General features: G+C 62.8%; 16 protein-coding genes. 7 read left to right on the plus strand and 9 right to left on the minus strand.

All coding sequences use genetic code 11. The features are described from left to right. Window positions 1-81: 81 nt before the first annotated feature. Genes WKW79_RS31940 through WKW79_RS31975 form a run of 8 tightly spaced genes read right to left on the minus strand, consistent with a single transcriptional unit; the run spans window position 82 to window position 8,048 of the window. The gene (locus tag WKW79_RS31940) at window positions 82-1,350 is read right to left on the minus strand and encodes a helix-turn-helix domain-containing protein (RefSeq protein ID WP_340339258.1); all 1,269 of its coding nucleotides are present in this window, start codon (window positions 1,348-1,350) and stop codon (window positions 82-84) included. A gap of 13 nt (window positions 1,351-1,363) precedes the next feature. Continuing rightward, window positions 1,364-2,500, minus strand: a complete 1,137-nt coding sequence (locus WKW79_RS31945; protein ID WP_340339259.1) for a cupin domain-containing protein — start codon at window positions 2,498-2,500, stop codon at window positions 1,364-1,366. Between the two features lie 17 nt (window positions 2,501-2,517). Then, on the minus strand, window positions 2,518-3,225 hold the full coding sequence (locus tag WKW79_RS31950; protein ID WP_340339260.1) for a fumarylacetoacetate hydrolase family protein: 708 nt from the start codon (window positions 3,223-3,225) through the stop codon (window positions 2,518-2,520). Between the two features lie 33 nt (window positions 3,226-3,258). Beyond that, on the minus strand, window positions 3,259-4,641 hold the full coding sequence (locus WKW79_RS31955) for an MFS transporter (RefSeq protein ID WP_340339261.1): 1,383 nt from the start codon (window positions 4,639-4,641) through the stop codon (window positions 3,259-3,261). Window positions 4,642-4,691: 50 nt separating this feature from the next. Continuing rightward, complete coding sequence (locus tag WKW79_RS31960; protein ID WP_340339262.1) at window positions 4,692-5,957, minus strand: NAD(P)/FAD-dependent oxidoreductase; 1,266 nt, start codon at window positions 5,955-5,957, stop codon at window positions 4,692-4,694. Between the two features lie 24 nt (window positions 5,958-5,981). Continuing rightward, window positions 5,982-6,299, minus strand: coding sequence for a non-heme iron oxygenase ferredoxin subunit (locus WKW79_RS31965; protein ID WP_340339263.1), 318 nt, complete (start codon window positions 6,297-6,299; stop codon window positions 5,982-5,984). A gap of 8 nt (window positions 6,300-6,307) precedes the next feature. Beyond that, complete coding sequence (locus WKW79_RS31970) at window positions 6,308-6,778, minus strand: aromatic-ring-hydroxylating dioxygenase subunit beta (protein ID WP_340339264.1); 471 nt, start codon at window positions 6,776-6,778, stop codon at window positions 6,308-6,310. A gap of 4 nt (window positions 6,779-6,782) precedes the next feature. Next, the gene (locus WKW79_RS31975) at window positions 6,783-8,048 is read right to left on the minus strand and encodes an aromatic ring-hydroxylating dioxygenase subunit alpha (RefSeq protein ID WP_340339265.1); all 1,266 of its coding nucleotides are present in this window, start codon (window positions 8,046-8,048) and stop codon (window positions 6,783-6,785) included. A gap of 128 nt (window positions 8,049-8,176) precedes the next feature. Here WKW79_RS31975 and WKW79_RS31980 point away from each other — a divergent pair, with 128 nt between their 5' ends. The 7 genes from WKW79_RS31980 to WKW79_RS32010 all read left to right on the plus strand — a co-directional run bounded on the left by WKW79_RS31980 (window position 8,177) and on the right by WKW79_RS32010 (window position 16,999). After that, window positions 8,177-9,094, plus strand: coding sequence for a LysR family transcriptional regulator (locus WKW79_RS31980; RefSeq protein ID WP_340339266.1), 918 nt, complete (start codon window positions 8,177-8,179; stop codon window positions 9,092-9,094). Between the two features lie 266 nt (window positions 9,095-9,360). After that, window positions 9,361-9,999 carry a maleylacetoacetate isomerase gene (gene maiA, locus WKW79_RS31985; protein ID WP_340339267.1) on the plus strand — a complete coding sequence of 213 codons (639 nt, stop codon included), beginning with the start codon at window positions 9,361-9,363 and terminating at the stop codon, window positions 9,997-9,999. Between the two features lie 112 nt (window positions 10,000-10,111). After that, window positions 10,112-11,005 carry a helix-turn-helix transcriptional regulator gene (locus tag WKW79_RS31990; protein ID WP_340339268.1) on the plus strand — a complete coding sequence of 298 codons (894 nt, stop codon included), beginning with the start codon at window positions 10,112-10,114 and terminating at the stop codon, window positions 11,003-11,005. Between the two features lie 102 nt (window positions 11,006-11,107). Then, window positions 11,108-12,991, plus strand: coding sequence for a tannase/feruloyl esterase family alpha/beta hydrolase (locus WKW79_RS31995; RefSeq protein ID WP_340339269.1), 1,884 nt, complete (start codon window positions 11,108-11,110; stop codon window positions 12,989-12,991). Between the two features lie 292 nt (window positions 12,992-13,283). Then, window positions 13,284-13,841 carry a flavin reductase family protein gene (locus WKW79_RS32000; RefSeq protein ID WP_340339270.1) on the plus strand — a complete coding sequence of 186 codons (558 nt, stop codon included), beginning with the start codon at window positions 13,284-13,286 and terminating at the stop codon, window positions 13,839-13,841. A gap of 58 nt (window positions 13,842-13,899) precedes the next feature. Further along, window positions 13,900-15,021 carry an LLM class flavin-dependent oxidoreductase gene (locus WKW79_RS32005; RefSeq protein ID WP_340339271.1) on the plus strand — a complete coding sequence of 374 codons (1,122 nt, stop codon included), beginning with the start codon at window positions 13,900-13,902 and terminating at the stop codon, window positions 15,019-15,021. 76 nt (window positions 15,022-15,097) lie between these two features. Further along, complete coding sequence (locus WKW79_RS32010) at window positions 15,098-16,999, plus strand: sigma-54-dependent Fis family transcriptional regulator (RefSeq protein WP_340339272.1); 1,902 nt, start codon at window positions 15,098-15,100, stop codon at window positions 16,997-16,999. Here the strand turns inward: WKW79_RS32010 and WKW79_RS32015 are convergent. After that, window positions 16,984-17,883, minus strand: a complete 900-nt coding sequence (locus tag WKW79_RS32015) for a helix-turn-helix transcriptional regulator (RefSeq protein WP_340339273.1) — start codon at window positions 17,881-17,883, stop codon at window positions 16,984-16,986. The two genes, WKW79_RS32010 and WKW79_RS32015, sit on opposite strands and share 16 nt — an antisense overlap. Between the last annotated feature and the right edge of the window lie 74 nt (window positions 17,884-17,957).

Raw genomic sequence — 17,957 nt, forward strand, 5'->3', positions numbered from 1 at the left:
TCGCCAGAAATATCGGGTAAACCCGCCTCGCCGAATCTGTTCCGTTTCGGAACAGATATGCGGTCTTCAAGCCAACGGAGGCTACTTGCGACGGCCGATTCGGCGATAGATCAAACCTCGCGAGACGCCCAGCTTTCTGGCTGCCTTGGCGACGTTTCCGCCATACCGGTCTAGTGCTTGCTCGATGAGATGCTGGCTGCAATCACGCAGATCCAAGTCCGGACTCTCGTCGCCTGGCTGACGCGATTTGCGCCGGGGCTTCGGCCGGGCAATTCCCACGGCTGTATCTCCGGACAACCGCTCGCTCGCCGCATCATCTGCCTTCGCTAGTGGAAGCGCTTCGACCTCGCGTTGCGCGACCGTCAGCGCCGCGTCTTGCCAGCCCTGCACAAGGTTCCGGTGTCCATCGACGGCCCTCATCTCGGCACGTGCCCACACCATGAGTCCGTTCGAGAGTAGCAGGAAAGCGGAATCCGTTTCGGGCAGTGAAGCAAGCTGCGAAAAGCTCGCGCCCATCGCGGCCTCGGCCGATATGCGCTCATCGTGTGCACCCGGTGTCGAAGGCAGCCCCAGGAGCCGGGCCGCAGTGCCATTCATCCACGCAAGCTCGCCTTTCTGGTCGATGCCGACAAGCGCTGCAAAGTGTGAATCGAGCAGCTTCGCATCGACCTGAAAGCGAACGACGAGATGGTTGGCGGACTGCGAGATCAGCAAGCGGTTCTCGATGCCGGCCGCGTACAGACCAACCACGATGGAGGCTTCGAAGCGAAAAGGAATCGCCTCGCTTGAGATGTCCAGTACGCCCGCAACCCTGCCTTGCGTGTCGCGAACTGGAGCCGCTGCGCAGTGCATTTCCTTGACCGAGTCGAAGAAGTGCTCGCCGGCGAAGACAGACACCGCTTGGCCAGTGCGCGCCGCCACGCCTGGCGCAGTAGTTCCCACCGCTTCCTCGCAGAGATTGACACCCGTGCGGGTCGCGATGGGCATCAGCATCTCATGGGCCCGCCCTACACAAGTGGCCCCTATCAGGACGCCGGTTGGATCCGTGAGCATCGCGGCACACGATGTGGTTCCCAGCACGGCTTGCAATTGCGGGAGCTCGTCCAGCCATGCAGTCATCAGGTCGCGATGCTTCTGCAGTGCGAGATGGGTCCGGCTGGTCGATACCGGCTCGAATTCAACTTTTTCTGCCGGGTTCGCGTGGAAACGCTGGCAGCGCGCCCACGACTCGTAGACGGCCGCGCTCACGATGCCTGAGGGCAATTCCCCCTCTTCGAAATAGCGCTGGCGCGCCAGGGCGATGCGCTCGCTCCTGGTATTGAAGAACAACGATGGCCCGGGTGCTGTCATGTGCGCAAACCGTCTACGCCGGGTCGCCCACCTGCGAACGATGTCCGTGCAGCGCCTCAAAGATGGGCGAGTCGCTGAACCGGAACAGATCGAGCGTCGATTCGCTTGCTGCATCGCAGCGCGCCGTGAAAGGCGCCCACGAGGGAACCACGAACATGTCGCCGCGCCGGACGCTCCACTGCTTGTCGCCCACGGTGACGCTGCCGGTCCCTTCGAAGACCTGATAGACCGAGGACCCGACTTCTCGGTGAGTCAGCGTGGAGGCGCCTTTCCTGACACGGTGCATCTCGGTGCGCATGGTCGGCAGCACATCGCGCCCGTTGCTGGGGTTCGTGAATCGCACGGCCGCATGTCCCGGACTCAGCGTCGCCGCATGGCCCTCCTCTTCCAGCGCCAACTGGTCGGCCAGCGCACGGTCGGTGTCGACCCAGCGATAAGCCAGCAATGGCGTGGCCGACGGCGCGTCGGGTTGCGACAGCGGACGCAAGCCTGGGTGCCCCCACAAGCGCTCGGAGCGGGAGAACTCCGGCGTGGTCATCTCGACCGTGCCGACGCGCTCGCGCCCGAACTCGAAGAACTGCGATTCCGTGTAATACGAAAACGGAATGTCCAACCCATCGATCCACGCCATAGGCGCACTGGCCGCGTTGTGATGGGCATGCCAGTTCCAGCCGGCTTGCGGCAGGAAGTCGCCCCGGGACATCCGCACCGGATCACCGTTGACGACGGTCCACACGCCCTCCCCCTCCACCACGAAGCGGAACGCATGCTGCGTGTGCCGGTGCTCCGGCGCGTTCTCGCCCGGCATGAGGTACTGGATGGCCGCCCACAGCGTGGGCGTCGCGAACGGCCGTCCGCCCAAGCCCGGATTGGCCAGAGCAATGGCGCGCCGCTCACCGCCGCGGCCCACGGGCACGATGCGGCCCGCTTCGCTGGCCAGTTCCACGAGCCGGTCCCACCGCCACAGGTGCGGCATGGCCTTGCTGCGCGGGCTCTGTGGCATCAGATCGCCGATCTCGGTCCAGAGCGGGACGAGCAACTCGCTCTCGAAACCACGGTAGAGCTGTTCCAGTGCGGGACTGGGATCGGGCTGGCCTTTGGCGGCAACCGCCTTCAGGCGCACGGGGGACGGCATGGCTTCGACGGTCATGGTTGTGCTCCTTGCGCTTATTCGGCCGGGCCGATGCTGAGCGTGATCTCGCCCACGCCCGCGACGCTGCCCTCGATGCTGTCACCCGGTTGCAGTGGACCGACGCCTTCCGGTGTGCCGGTAAAGATCAGGTCGCCCGGCTGCAAATGATAGAAAAGCGAGAGATCCGCAATGATCTCGCGGATGTTCCAGATGAGCTTGTCGAGGTCGGACTTCTGGCGGGGCTGGCCGTTCACCGTCATCTCGAGTGCGCCCTGCTCGAGCACCGTCCCTTCCATGGGCACCACCTCGGAGACGACCGAGGACTCTTCGACGTCCTTGCCCAGGTCCCAGGGGCGCCCCTTGTCGCGCGCCACGAGTTGCAGGTCACGACGTGTCATGTCCAGGCCGCAGGCATAGCCGTAGACCAGCTTGTGCGCGTCTTCCTGCGACACGCGGAAGCCCGGCGCGCCGATGACCAGCACCAGTTCCATCTCGTGGTGATAGTTCTTCGTCTCCGGCGGATAGGCCACAGTCGCGCCCGACTCGACCAGCGTCTGCGGGGCCTTGGTGAAGTAGAACGGCCGCTCGACGCTCTTGTCGACGGGCTTGCCCATCTCGACTGCATGCGCGTGGTAATTGCGCCCGACGAAGAACAGGCGGTTGATGGGCAGTCGCTCAGTCTTGCCGCGCACGGGCAGCGATTTGACGGCAGGAGGATTCCAGAGATACGTGGTATTGGTCATGGGGTGTCTTTTGTGGTTGATATGAGTTGGGGATCAGGCTTGGGTGTGTGCCTTGCGCGAAGCCGACGCAGTCACTTCCGAGGCCCTGGCCAGCCGCGCCGCGTGCTGCACCGATGCAGACTTGCGGTGATCGATCAGCATGACGGCGAGCATGCCAATGGCGCCCGGTATCGCAATGGCGAAGAAGTTCTGCTGCAGTGGAAGCTTCAGGCTGACCAGCACGCCGATCACGATGGGCGCCAGGATCGCGCCGCCGCGACCGATGCCCAACGCGAAACCCAGGCCGGTGGAACGGATCGCCATCGGATAGAACTGACCGGTGTATGCGTTTGCCACGATCTGCGTGCCGATGGTCGAGGCCCCTGCCAGCGCCACCACGATGAACAGGAGTTCCTGCGGCATGGCAAAGCCCAGCAGGCTGATCGACACGGCAGCCAGTGCGTACATGGAGGCCAGCACGGTCTTGATGTGGAACCGGTCGGCCAGCCAGCCGCCGCCGACCGCGCCAACGATTGCCCCAGCGTTGAGCACCAGAACGAATGTCAATGCCGAGCCCAGGCTGTAGCCCGCACCGGCCATCAGTTTGGTCAGCCAGGAACTGAGTGCGTAGACCATGAAAAGGCACATGAAGAACGCGGTCCAGAACATGATGGTGCTGAAGCCGCGACCTTCGGAGAACAGTTGCCGCGTGGGGGCGCCCTGTGCCTTGTCCCTCGCCGGCACGGTGAGCTGGTCAGTGGCCTGCGGCGTGTAGCTCGGCTCGACACGCGCAGCAATGCGCTTGAGTTCCTCGTGGCGGCCCTTGGCGAGCAGGAACGGCATGGACTCAGGCAGCGACTTCAGGATGAAGGGGATCAGCAGCATCGGCGCGGCAGCAGCGAAGAACACCGACTGCCAGCCGTAGCTCTCGATCAAACCCTTGCCCAGCAACGCCGCCAGGATGCCGCCCACCGCGTAGCCGCTGAACATCAACGTGACCAGCGTGGCGCGCACCTTCTTGGGCGCGTACTCGGTCATGTGGGCAACCACGTTGGGCATGACCCCGCCGATGCCCAAGCCGGCCAGAAAGCGCGAGGCGGCAAATAGCAGGGGATTCCGTGTGAGCCCGGCAGCCGCCGTGAACACGCTGAACAGGGTGATGCACACGACGATGGACCAGCGCCGACCGATGCGATCAGCCAAGGTGCCAAGGAAGATGGCACCGAAGGCCATTCCGAACAGGGCCGAGCTGACCATGAACCCCGCCTGCGTGGGGTCCACGCCGAGGTCTTTCATGATGGAGGGCAACGCGATCCCCACGACCGCGAGGTCGTAGCCATCGAAGATGATGATCAGGGCGCACCAGAACAGCACGAGGCCGTGGAAGCGGTTGAAGCGGGCATCGTCCGCGAGTTGATGAACATCGATTTGGCGCATGGTGTTTGTCTCGTTGGGATTCTTCAAAGGGGACTGTCGTCAGGGTCTGGTCACTGCTTCGACATCGGTGTGGCCAGATCGGCCAGGCGCTCGTCATCCACGGGTTTGCGCTGCTCGATCAGGCGTCGCGCAAAGCGCAGGTCGCGCGCTGCGTTGTGCCCGATGGCAGCCTGCACCACGTCACCCGCCAGGTAGAACAGCACGAAATTGCCGCTTGCCTCGTCGCAACGCCGCACCACGCGGTGCGCGGCGGCCGGCATGCCGTAGATCTGCAGGTTCATGCCGTACTGGTCGGACCAGAACCAGGGCAGCGGCTGGTAGTCCACGGTATGGCCGAGGGCCGAGCGCGCGGCGGCAATGCCCTGCTCCTGCGCGTTCTGCCACGACTCCAGCCGCAGCCGGCGCCCGGCCCAGGTGTTGGGTGCCACGGCGACGTCGCCCGCGGCCAGAATGTCGGGGTCGGAGGTGTGGCAACGGGCATCGACGAGCACGCCGCCATCGCATTCCAGGCCAGCCTCGCGCGCCAGTTCGTCGTTGGGTACCAGGCCGATGCCCAGCACGATCGTGTCGCAACGCAACGCGCTGCCGTCGGCGAGCAGAACTTCGGAGCGGCCGTCAGCGGCCCGCGCAAAGCCGCTGACACCCGCACCCAGCAGCACGCGTGTACCTTGTGCACGGTGCAACGCCAGCAGGTGTTCGGAAATCTCGGCCGGCACGGTTCGTTCGCACAGCCGGCTCTGGGTCTCGACCACGACCACCTCGGCGCCCTGCTGGCGCGCCGTGGCGGCTACCTCCAGGCCAATCCAGCCGCCGCCCACCACCACCACGCTGCGCCCAGCGCCCAGCGCCGGTGCGAGCGCCTGCGCATCCTCGATGGTGCGCAGGGTGTGCAACGGCACCTGGTCGACGCCAGGCAGCGTGAGCTGGCGGGCACGGCCTCCGGTGCACAGGATCAGCTTGTCATAGGGGACGGCCTCGCCATCGGCCAGCAAGACCTGCTTGGCCGCGCGATCGATCCGAAGCACGCGGGCGCTTGGCCGCCAGTTCAGCCCCAGCGCCTCGAAGGCTTCGGCCTTCATCAAACGGGTGGTTTCGGGGAGTGCCGCGCCCGACAAGACGGCTTTGGACAGCGGTGGTCGTTCGTGTGGCGGATGCGCTTCGTCACCGATCAGCACCAGCCGGCCCGTGAAGCCTTCGGCGCGCAGGGTCTGGGCGGCCCAGCCGCCGGCCTGGCCTGCGCCGATGATCACGATGTTCTGGATCACGCTGGCGTCCGCGCATGCGGCGGCCGCGACCTCCGGTCGCTCTGCAGTCATGGGGTTCTCCTTGGGAGCGGTGCGTCAGTCGAGGGCGAGCCAGACGCGGCCGCCTTCGATCTTCACGGGATAGGAGCGGATCGCTTCGGTCACCGGCGCGCAGGTGGGCTTGCCGTTGCGGACATCGAACTTGCCCTGGTGCAGCGGGCATTCGATTTCATGGCCTTCGAGAAAGCCTTCGCACAGGCGGGCATGGCCGTGCGTGCAGATGTTGTCGGTGGCGAAGATCTCGCCTTCGACGCTGTACAAGGCGAGATCCTTGCCAGCCACGATCATGCCGATGACATCATCGGCAGGCACGTCTTCGACGGTTGCTGCGTCGGTCCAGTTCAGTACGGTCATGGCGTGCCTCAGATCGGATAGATGATGGAGTTGGGGATCATTTCGCTGTCATAGATGACCTGACGCGAAGAGAACTTAAGCCCCGCTTCGGTACGCACAACGACATCGATATAGCGGCCGACGTTGAACACCGACGACAGCTCCGAGAGCTTGGTGCGAAACACCGCGTAGTTGGCTTCGCATTCGAAGCGATCGGCCTCGGCCTTCTTGACGACCGGCGCGCCCACAACGTGGCGCTGGTAGTACGGGTCGTGGAACAGGGTTTCGCGAATGCCGTAGACGCGGTCCTTGAGCATGCCCTTGCTCTCAAACGAGAGCGTGGCCAGCGGAAAGCCGCGCTCGTAGTTTTCGCGCGGTTGCAGGCGATAGCTGCATTCGTCAGTGAAGAACTCCGGCCAAGCATCCCAGTCGCCCGCGCTGAGGGTGCTGGCGTAGTTTGCGTAGAGCTGGTTCAGTTCGAAGTGGTCCTGGAAGTTCATGATCTCAAGCCTCCATGACCTTGCGCCAGTATTCGTACATACCGCGTATCAAAGTCTCGGTCACCATGTGGTCTGTGTCCCCGACCTCGCGGCCGCCGAGTTCGGCGAGCGTGCGATGGAAGGGCTTCTGCTCGAACCCCTTTTGGGAAAGCTCGATCACTTCACCGTCGTCTGCCGACACGAAGCCGGCGGGGCCGAAGAGGTTGGCTTGGCGCAGACGCCGCTGCGTCATGGCTTCGTCATCGTCTTCGAAGCCGAAATGCGTCCACACGAAATCGAAGGCGCCGGGGCCGCTGGGCTGGATGTGCCTTGTCGAGACACTATTGACTTGCTGCTGGAAGATCACGCTCGGGAACAGCGTCATCATCACCGCCGTCGGCCCGCCCCACCAGGGCTCGGGCACGATGTCCAGGAAGCGGTCGTCGTTAAGCTGCATGCTCTCCTTGAAGCTCGACACCTGCGTGACCTGATCGGCCTTACCGCTGGTGCCGCGCGTCGAGATCATCGCGGCGTGGCGGTGGTGATCGTCCATTTTCAGCTGCGACTTGTTGTCCGCGCGCCAGAGGCCGAAAGTCACGAACCAGGTATGCAGCAAGCCAGGATGGTACGGGTCCTTGATGTTCTCCTGCATCAGCTTCCAGTTGCCTGGAATGCGCTGGCGGTTGTAGCCGAGGATCTTCAGCTTGCGGCCGTTGAAAAGACGATCGAAGTAGCCGAGGATCGTCGGGCCCATGAAGTCTTCGAGCGATTCGATGTCGGGATCGAAGGACGCGAAGACCACGCCTCCGCGCACTGCAACCCTGAGCTTGTTGAGGCCGTGATCGGCGGGCTTGAAATCGGCCGGCATGCCGCCGTTGATCTTGCCGTCCTGCTTGACGCCACGGCGGAAGGGTACGCCCTGAAGGTCGCCGTTGAGCGAATAATTCCACTGGTGGTAGGGACAGGTGAATCCTTCCGCCTTCCTGTTGCCATGGCGCTCGCGGCAGAACTGCATGCCACGGTGGGCGCACACGTTCTCGACCACATTGATCCCGCCCTCGGCGTCGCGGATCATGATCACCGATCGCTCACCGACAACCGTGCGCTTGAAGTCGCCGGCTTCGGGGACCTCGGCTTCCAGGCCGACGTAGCACCAGTGGCTCTTGTAGAACAGACGCTCGAGTTCGCGTCGATGTTGATCGGCCTCGGTGTAGGCCATGAAAGGTATGCGGCTCGTACCCTGGTCTGCCCAGTGGATCTGCTGGGGAAAGACCGCTGTTGCGTCATCCATGTTTGTCTCCTGTGTCGTGTTGTCTCACGACCGGCGTTGTGGGGTGAGCGAATGATCCTCGTTCCCGGACCATCGTTCAATAGAATGCGGGCAATACACAAAATTGATTTGGCGAATGCGAGGACACGATGGAACTCAATGAAATCGACCTCAACCTGCTGGTTGTGTTCCAGCAATTGCTGATCGACCGGCGCGTCTCGAAGGTGGCGACCAGCTTGGGGCTTTCACAGCCTGGAGTCAGCAATGCGCTGGCGCGGCTTCGCAAGCTCACCGACGATCCCCTGTTCCTGCGAACACCCAAGGGCATGGAGCCGACGCCCTTCGCGGAACAGCTCGCCGAACCAACGGCCCGCGCCCTTCAGGTCATCCACGCAGCTATCAACCAGCGTTCAACCTTCGACCCGGCAACCTCGAAGCGCGCCTTCACCGTGGGCATGACAGACATCGGCGAAATCTACTTCCTGCCCAAGCTGATGAAGGAGCTTGCGCGGATCGCGCCGGGCGTCTCGCTCAGCACGGTTCGCAACACGTCAGTCAACCTGCAGGACGAGATGGAGGCGGGCCACGTCAACCTCGCGATGGGATTGCTCCCGCAATTGAAGGGCGGGTACTTCCAGCGCCGACTCTTCAAGCAGCGCTACGTCTGCATGTTCCGGATCGATCACCCCCTCGACAAAGGCAAGATTTCCCTGACCGATTTCTCTGCGGCCGAGCATGTCGTGGTGATCTCGGAAGGCACCGGCCATGGGCAGGCCGACGAATTGCTCCGACGCCAGAAGGTTGCCCGCAAAGTCGTCCTGACGGTGCCGCACTATGTCGCGGTGGGGCACATCCTGCACGATTCCGACTTGGTCGCCACCGTACCGGAGCGCCTTGCACGGGCGTTGGTCACACCCTTTGGCCTGTCGTACGTCAACCACCCCGCGAAACTCCCCGAGATCACGATCAACTTGTTCTGGCATGAACGCTACAACAAAGATCCTGCGAATGTCTGGCTGCGGGCTCTAGTCACACAGTTGCACGGCGAGGGGGCCGGCAAGCAATAACCGGCCGCCCCATCGGCGCAATCTTGCCTCCGCGAATCCGGGACAGGTGCACGTAAGACAAAGCACCTGCCGAAAGTCGCTGCCACATTGTTGAAATCTATGCGCTGTATTCAGCACATTCGATTGATCGATGTTTCGCGCGGCGCAATGATCGGCTGTTCCATTTAACCCGGCTGCGCGCATCGGCGAGTCGATCCGTCGCGCTCGCGCGGGACCCCTTCAAGCGCGCTGGGCAGCGCCTGCATACCCTACCCAGACCTCACCTCATGAAGCTCTACTCGTTTTTTCGCAGCGGAACCTCCCACAGGCTCCGCATCGCCCTCAACCTCAAGGGCTTGACCTATGAGCAAGTCGCGGTCGATCTGCGGCGTGAAGAGCACCTCGGCGACGCTTATCGATCCATCAATCCCCAGCAACTCGTCCCGGCGCTGAATGTCGATGGCATGACGATGACGCAGACGCCCGCGATCATCGAATGGCTGGAAGAGCGCTATCCGCAGCCGCCACTGCTGCCGCAAGATCCGCTTGACCGCGCGCATGTTCGCGCGCTCGCCGCAATAATTGGATGTGACGTGCATCCGGTCAACAACCGGCGCATCCTGGAGACGCTGAAGCATCGCTTCGGGGCTGATCAGGCAGCGATCGACGAATGGTGCGGCACATGGATCAGCAGTGGATTCAGCGCGTACGAAGCCTTGCTGGCGGCCGGCGTTTCGGACCGAGGCTTCTCCTTCGGCAATGCACCGACGCTTGCCGACGCCTATCTCATCCCCCAGATCGAAAGCGCGCGACGCTTCAAGGTGGACTTGGCGCAGTGGCCGCGCCTGCTTGCGATCGATGCATCGTGCGGGAAGCTCGACGCCTTCCAGCGCGCTGCACCGGCGGCGCAGCCTGACGCGTCGTGATAGAGGCCTGCGACGCCAAGTCAGCATCGCGAACGATTTCCCATCATCAAACCTACTTGGCTTCTGTCACCTGTAGTCGCATCATTGCTGACCATGCCCAGTCCTGACGAACATGACCGAGTGGACTTTCCCCGATCACGAGCGATACACCATCTGCTCAGCTGAGGCCGCCCAACGAAACGCCTCCGGTTCGCCGCTCATTGAGTTGCCCGCTCAATGGGCCGGGCTGCCGGTGGGGGCGTATCCGATTCTGCCGAAGCTTGAGAGCGGCGCCGCGTGTGTGAGCGCTCCGATGTTGCTGATGGCTACGCGCGGACGCGGTCGGCGATGGTATCGGTTCGAACATCGCACTGTCGAGCTTGCCACCGCGCCTGGCATGATCGAACTCTATGGGCGCGACTTCCAGCGGAGCGGCGCGCGTTGGGACGGTGAATCGGGAATGACAGTCGGGGTGTTTCTCTCGCCCGAACGGGTACACCGCCTAGCGCCTGAACTGCATGGCTTCGATTTGAAGACGATGCACGAAGTCTTCGATCCCAAGTTGCAGTGGCTGGTGCAGGAGCTGGTAGATGAGGCTCTGCGGGGAGCGCCTGGCGGTGCGCTCTATGCGCAGGGTCTATCGAGTGCGCTGATCGGCCGACTTGGAGAGCATTACGGCGCCCCAGTCGCCGCCGCCCCCCCGGGGCAACTCCGCGACAACAGCCGCCGGCGGGTGCTTGACCTCATCGAGGCCAATCTCGCGATGGACCTGAGTGTTGAAGCGCTGGCACGCGAAACAGGCTTGAGTCCGCATCATTTTGCGAAATGCTTCAAAGCGAGCATGGGGTGCACCCCGCATCGCTACGTGCGGGAGAGGCGTCTGGATCGCTCTCGCACACTGCTGAAGGACACGGCCATGTCAATCGCGGAGATCGCGCTCACGCTCGGCTTCGCCGGTCAATCGCACTTCACGCAGGCTTTCCGCGAAACCTTCGGCGTCACGCCTGCGACTGCGCGAAAGTCCTGATCTCCCACCGGTGGTCTTCGACAACGCACAACCGTTTTTCGAAAGACCGCTCAAGCGCCCAGTCCTAACCTCGGTACTCATTCCATTCACCGAGGAGATACCGTGACCTTGAAATTTCGCACGCACCGGATTGCCGGGCTGTTCGGAGCCGCTGCGCTCGTCCTGTCGGCCTGCGGAGGCGGCGACCATTCCCCCGTCTTTGTGTCCACTGCGGCTCTGCCCCAAGTGGCACCCGTCTGCAATGACGGCCTGAAAACTTCATTCACTCCAGACACCAACACCACGGTGTTGTTGGTCAAGTCTTTCAAGGCCGGAGACTCGCTGGCCCTGTCGGGAACACCGTCGAGCCCCGCGGCTCCAGTCCTGACCACCGACATGTGCCTGGTCAAGTTGGTGATCGGTCCGGGAAATCCAGGTGCCGCCGGAGCGCCATCGACTACCAAGGGTGTCGGCATCGAGGTCTGGTTGCCAGCTCCGGGCAACTGGAACGATCGCATACGAGCCTTCGGCAGTGGTGGGTTTGCGGGTGGACGCCACACGGACATCACCCGCATCGGGTATGAGGGCGCATCGTTCCAGCCATTGCACCTGGCTGCCGTGGCCAATGGCTACGTAGTCGTCGTGTCAGATCACGGCAAGACCTCTGCACCGTATACCGGCGGCTCCAACGGATCGTTTCTCATGAATGCCGACGGCTCGATCAACAAGGTCTCCTGGCAGGACTTTTCGCAGCGTGCCATTCATGAAATGGCCGAGAAGTCCAAGGCCTTGGTCCAGTTGTACTACGGGAGGGCACACAAGTTCGCGTACTGGGACGGCTTCTCGACCGGCGGTCGCCAGGGCTTCAAAGCGGCACAAACATACCCGGGTGACTACGACGGCATCCTCGCGGGCGCCCCGGCTTTCAACTGGACGAACTTCATCACGAGTGAAATCTATCCACAGACGGTGATGCTGAAGGAATTGGGAGGACCTATCGCTGCTGCGAAGCTCGACGCAATCAGTGCGTCGGCAACGAAGGCATGCGATCCTCAATCTCTCGGGTTCGTCCTGAACCCCGCGTCGTGCCGCTACGATCCATCCAGGGATGCCGCTGCGTTGTGCACGACTTCTGCAACCTTGACCGGCGCGGCAGGAACCAACGGCGACACGAACAGATGCCTGAGCTTGGCCGAAGCGCAAGTGGTCAACAAGATCTGGTACGGCCAGACCCGTGACGGTACCGCGCCCGATCCGCTCATCGACAACGCAAGCGGCACCGCGCCAGCATTGGGGCAGTTGTGGTGGGGCTTGACGCGCGGTACCAGCCTGACGAGCCTGGCCGGGAGCACCCCCTTCCCGATCGCGACCGAAGACCTTGCCCTGATCTTGGGGTCGCCGCTGTACGCGCAGACCGTGCCCGCGACCTTTTCCAACGCCACCGGCGCGCCGGCAGACAAATGGAAGACCCTGTCTTATGCCGATCTCACAAACGTGAATGCGCAAGGAGTGGCCTTGCAGTCGTCGTTCAGCAACATCAACACCGACAATCCGGACCTGAGCGCCTTTCGCAACAAGGGTGGCAAGATCCTGACCTATCACGGCTTGGCCGACGAACTGATCACGCCCAGTGGCTCGATCAACTACTACTCGCGCGTGGCGGCGACCATGGGTGGCGATGCGGAAGTGCAAAAATTCGATCGCCTGTTCCTCATTCCGGCGATGGGCCACAACACGATATTCAAAGTGAGCGCAATCGATGCTGCGACGGGCACCGTCACGGCCTCCACGAAGGTGCCGCTGCCGGCCTTGCCGATCAACGGCAGCAGCTCTGATCAACTGTTCACTGCGCTGCGCCAATGGGTCGAGAACGGCACGGCGCCGAACCGCCTCGATCTCAGTTCGTCCGATGGTTCGGTCTCGCTGCCCATATGTGCCTATCCGCAGCGCGCCACGTACAGCGGGGCTGGATCGGCCAAGGCTGCGGCCAGCTACACCTGCGGGTAGATCTGGCGCAATCCACGTCGACCAACGGCGCGGAAGGCAATTGCGAATCGTCTGGGCGCTACGCCTCACCGGAAGCGTGGCGGCATCGAGGCGTTGAAGCACGGCCAACCTACCGTTTTCCCTTTAACGCCTAGCCTTCGCTGTCGCACGCGACACCCTAAGTGTCGCAACGTGTCGCACGCGCGCCGCTCACGACACAGCTAAGTCATTGATTTTAAAAGAAATGCTCCTGGGCATGCCATCTGCACTGGATTAGGCACAGCAGACAACCCAACCCCAGGAGACTTGCACCATGACCACACTGTCAGTTTGCAGCGACGCAGAACATGCCGCCGACGTCGCGAACTCGTTTAAGGATGCCATGCGCCGGGTGGCCTCCTCGGTCACTCTGATCACGACGCGCGATGCGGATGGCTCGCCTCACGGGATGGCGGCGTCTGCAGTGATCCCGGTATCCATGGACCCGCCGGCAATCCTGATTTCCGTGAACCGGAACTCAGGCTTGCATTCGACCCTGAGCACACACGGCCGCTTCTGTGTCAACCTCCTTGCTGGGTCGCATCACCCTCTGCTCGGCGCGTTCGCCCAAAGCTCACGGCGCGCGGAGCGCTTCGTCACTGGCGATTGGGAGGACAGCAGCGAAACCTTGCCCTTCCTGACATCTGCGCCTGCTGCCGTCACCTGCGAAGTCGACCAGCGCATCGACTACGCAACGCACACCCTGTTCATTGGCCGCGTCACGGACGTACATCTGGCTGACGAACACCTTGACCCCCTTGTCTGGTTCAACGGGTCAGGTGTCGGTGTATCGGAACGCTGCAAGCCATTGCAAGAGAAGCTTGCCGCCTGATTGTTTTCGTTCCCCGCTCGGCAACCGCCGTGCTTTTTTAACCGCTAAAGGAGACTTCATGAAACTCGGATTGTTCGGCATGCCTCTGCATCCACCCACTCGGTCCAATACGGAAACCTTCAAGGAAAACACCGAGAAGGTCATCTACGCGGATGAGCTCGGCTTCGACGAAGTCTGGCTGGGCGAACACATGTCCTGCACGACGGAGCCGATCTCATCCCCGCTGATCTTTCTGGCATCCCTCATCCATCAGACGAAGCGCATCCGCTTCGGCACGGGCGTCATTGCGCTTCCCAACCACCATCCTGCGGTCGTCGCCGCTGAGGTTGCGCAGTTCGACCACATGAGCCAGGGCCGGCTGCTGTTCGGCATCGGCCCGGGCGGCCTGGCCAGCGACATGGAACTGTTCGAAGTCCTAGACGGCGCATATCGCACCGAACGCATGATGGAGTCGATCGACACGATCCTCAAGATCTGGTCGCAAGATCCGCCGTACGTCATCGACGGCAAGCACTGGAAGATCTCGCTGAAGGACATGGTCATTCCGGAACTGGGCGTCGGCTTCATGCCCAAGCCGTTCCAGAAACCACATCCGGAAATCTCGATGACGGCGATGTCGCCGTTCTCGGACAGCGTCAAGACCGCTGCCGCACGCGGCTTCGGTGCGATGAGCGCGAACTTCTGTCCGGAGTACGTCATCGCCAGTCACTGGAAGAAGTACGTCGAGGGCTGCGAGCTGGCGGGTCGCGAACCGACCGGCCACGACTGGCGCGTCGCCCGAAACATCATCATCGCGGACAGCGACGCCGAAGCCCGCGACCGGGTGATGGATCCGGCCGGCAGCAACTACTACTACTTTGACTACCTGTGGCGCGTGCTGAAGTCGGTCAACTACACCGCCGTCATGAAAGACGATCCCAAGCAGCCCGACGACGCAGTCACGGTGGAGCAACTGATCGACAGCATGGTGGTGTACGGCTCGCCCAAGACCGTGGCCGACAAGCTGGTGAGCTTCCGTGAGCGTACGGGGCCCTTCCATGGCTTAATGATGGCTTCCATGGATGGGATGGGCCGCAATCGTGCGTGGGAATGGGAGACCATGCAGCGCCTTGCGCACGAGGTGATGCCGACATTGCGCAAGGCAACCTCGACGCCTGCCAAGGAACTCTTGGCCGCGTGACGACGATGGGGCGAAGGATGCAGAATCCTTCCATAAAAAGGGCCCGCCCCAGGCCCCTTGCAGGAGACATCGCGCTGTGGACAAAGTTTTTCCTCCGAGCGTGCTACGCCCCGTCGCAGCACCTGCTCTTCTCCAGGACGCGTTGCTGGATGGCACTAGCGTCGCTGCCTCGCAGGAGCGGTGCCTTGCGGTCCACAAGCTGACCCCGGACCAGGTGGCGCGTCCTTGTGTGCTGACTTCGGTGGAACTCCAGGATCACCGTGAGCCGATCGCAGACCTGCTCGCGCTGTCCCAAGGAGAGGTTCAACGTCTCTTTGAATTGCTGGCCGAGCAGGACTACGTCGTGATGCTGGCCGACCCCGACGGAGTCGCGCTCAGCTTTCGATCGACCGAACTAGTGCTGGACGCGTGCACCAACGTCGGGGTGCTTCCGGGATCCATCTGGGCGGAAGACAAGCAGGGCACCAACGGCGTGGCACTTTGCATCCAGGAGCGGCGCGCCTTGTCCGTGGTGATGCAGGACCACTTTGCGTCGAGCCTGGCCGGAGTGAGCTGTACCGTGGCCCCTGTGTTTGGTGCAGCGGGCCAGTTGGCCGGCGTGCTGAACGTCACCACCTTGCGCGGATCGGATCGCGCAACGCAAGCTTTGGTCCGCCAAGTTGTCACCGCTTCGGCCCGCCGGATCGAAAACCAGTTCTTCGATCGCCGCAATGCAGGCCACACCATTCTGCGTCTCTCTCGCCACGGAGATTTCTGCGACGCGGCCGCAGAGTCGCGCATTGCAGTTGATCCTTGCGGGAGGGTGCTCGATGCAACGCCGCTGGCGCAACGGATCCTCGTACCGAACGGCGAGAGCCTGATCGGCTTGTCGCTCTCGGAGATCCAAGGTCTGGATCGATGGGCCAAGACCCCAGACTGCGGGGATGTCGCGTTCCATCTTCCGAACGGTAGCAAACACTTTTTCCGCTTCGAGCAGCCGAGAGTGCGCTCGTCCCAACAACGCGCGACTACGCCCGCACGTGTGGCTGTTCCACTGGACGCGACACAGCCCACGGCAGAGGAGATCGTGGGCAACGACCCGGTGGTGCGCGATGCCATGAGCGTCGCGCGACGCTTGATCGCTCATCGCGTGCCCGTGTTCCTCCAAGGTGAAACGGGCACCGGCAAGAGTGCACTTGCCAGGGCGCTGCACATGGATGCCGGCGGCGCCCCCGACAAATTCATCGCCATCAACTGTGCCGCAATCACCGCGGAACTGATCGAAAGCGAGCTCTTCGGTTATCGACCAGGCGCCTTTACCGGCGCGGCACGCCAGGGCTCAAGAGGCCGGTTGCTGGAAGCCGACGGAGGCACCCTCTTCCTGGACGAAATCGGTGACATGCCTGTGGCGCTGCAAACAAGGCTCTTGCAGGTTCTCTCGGATGGTGAATTCACGCCGGTCGGCGCGACCCGGCCTGTGCAGGTGCGCTTCGCACTGATTGCTGCCAGCCTGCATGACGTTGCCGAGCAGGTTCGCGAGGGCCGCTTCAGGGAAGACCTTTACTTCAGGCTTGCGGGGGCGACTGTATGCCTGCCCGCGCTGCGCCATCGCGATGATCGCCGGCAATTGATCGAACGCGCGGTAAAGGTCGCTGCACAGCGGGTCGGAAGGCCCGCTCCGCTCGTCGACGAAGACGCCATGCAAGCCCTGATGTCGCACAACTGGCCCGGCAATCTGCGCGAGCTTCATCACGCCATCAGGTTTGCCGTCGCGATGGATACGGATGGAAAGATCGACATCACCGAGCTTCCTCCGCCCTTGGGAAGAAAGCCGGGATCACCCGCGCCGGGTGCGCAGCCGGGCGGCAAGCGCGCCGCCATCGAGCAGGCGCTCAATCGGTGCAACTGGAATGTTTCAGAGGCGGCAATCTCGCTTGGGATCTCGCGCGCGACCTTGCACCGCCACTTGCACGAGTTTGGTATTCATCGGCCTGCCTGAACAAGATCACGCAGGAGCTGGAGCGTCTGTTCCAGCGGCTGGGCACTGGTGTCGATCTGCGTATCGGCCTTCGCATAGAAGGCCTCGCGTCCCGTCAGGATTCTGCGCAAGTCGTCCATGGCCTCCTCGTTTCCCGCCATAGGTTGCAGATCGCCTTGTCGTGCGACGCGGCTCATGTGGTCCTCGGGCTTTGCGCGGAGCCACACCGTGCGGCAATGACTCAGGAGCACACTGAAGGTGGCGGGTTCGGCCACCATACCGCCCGGCGTGGCCATGACGAAATCCGAATGAATCTGAAGGGTTTGCTCGAGCGCGCGCCTCTCGTAGCGGCGGTAGGCGTTCTGCCCGTACAGGTCATGGATTTCACGAATGCTGTAGCCCGCGAGTTGCTCGATTTCAGTGCTGAGTTCAATGAACGTCACACCGAGTTCAGCGGCAAGCATGCGGCCGAGTGTTGACTTGCCCGCACCACGCAGCCCGATCAACGCAACGCGGTTGAGGTTGTTCGCGCCGTCCGTCGCAGCGCCCAAGGCCTGCGTCAAGGCCAGACGAGCGACATGCAACTCCGACTCGCTGCGCCCGCCGAGAAGATCCCGCAACAGCAGCCACTCGGGTGTCAGGGTTGTGACGTCTCCGACGAGTTCTGCAATCGAACAGTCGAGCCCGTGGGCGACCTGATCGAGGATCAATAGCGAGGGGTTCGCCCGACCGAGTTCGAGGTTGGCGAGATACCGCTCGGATATAGCCGAAGCGAGCGCGAGTTCCTTGCGGGTGACGCCGCGACGCGATCGCAGTGTGCGCAAGCGTTCCCCGAATTCGTCGAGGTAGGGTGATCGCTCGTCCGCCAGGTCGCTGAGTGGCGCGGCTGCGCTTCGATCGTTCATGTTGGGATGAGAGGATGCAACGAAGAGGAACCGGCATTGTGCAGGCTCCTCTTTGCAGTTTCGACAGTCGCCTC

The organism is Variovorax robiniae (genome assembly GCF_037889955.1).
GTDB classification, from domain to species: Bacteria; Pseudomonadota; Gammaproteobacteria; order Burkholderiales; family Burkholderiaceae_C; genus Variovorax; species Variovorax robiniae.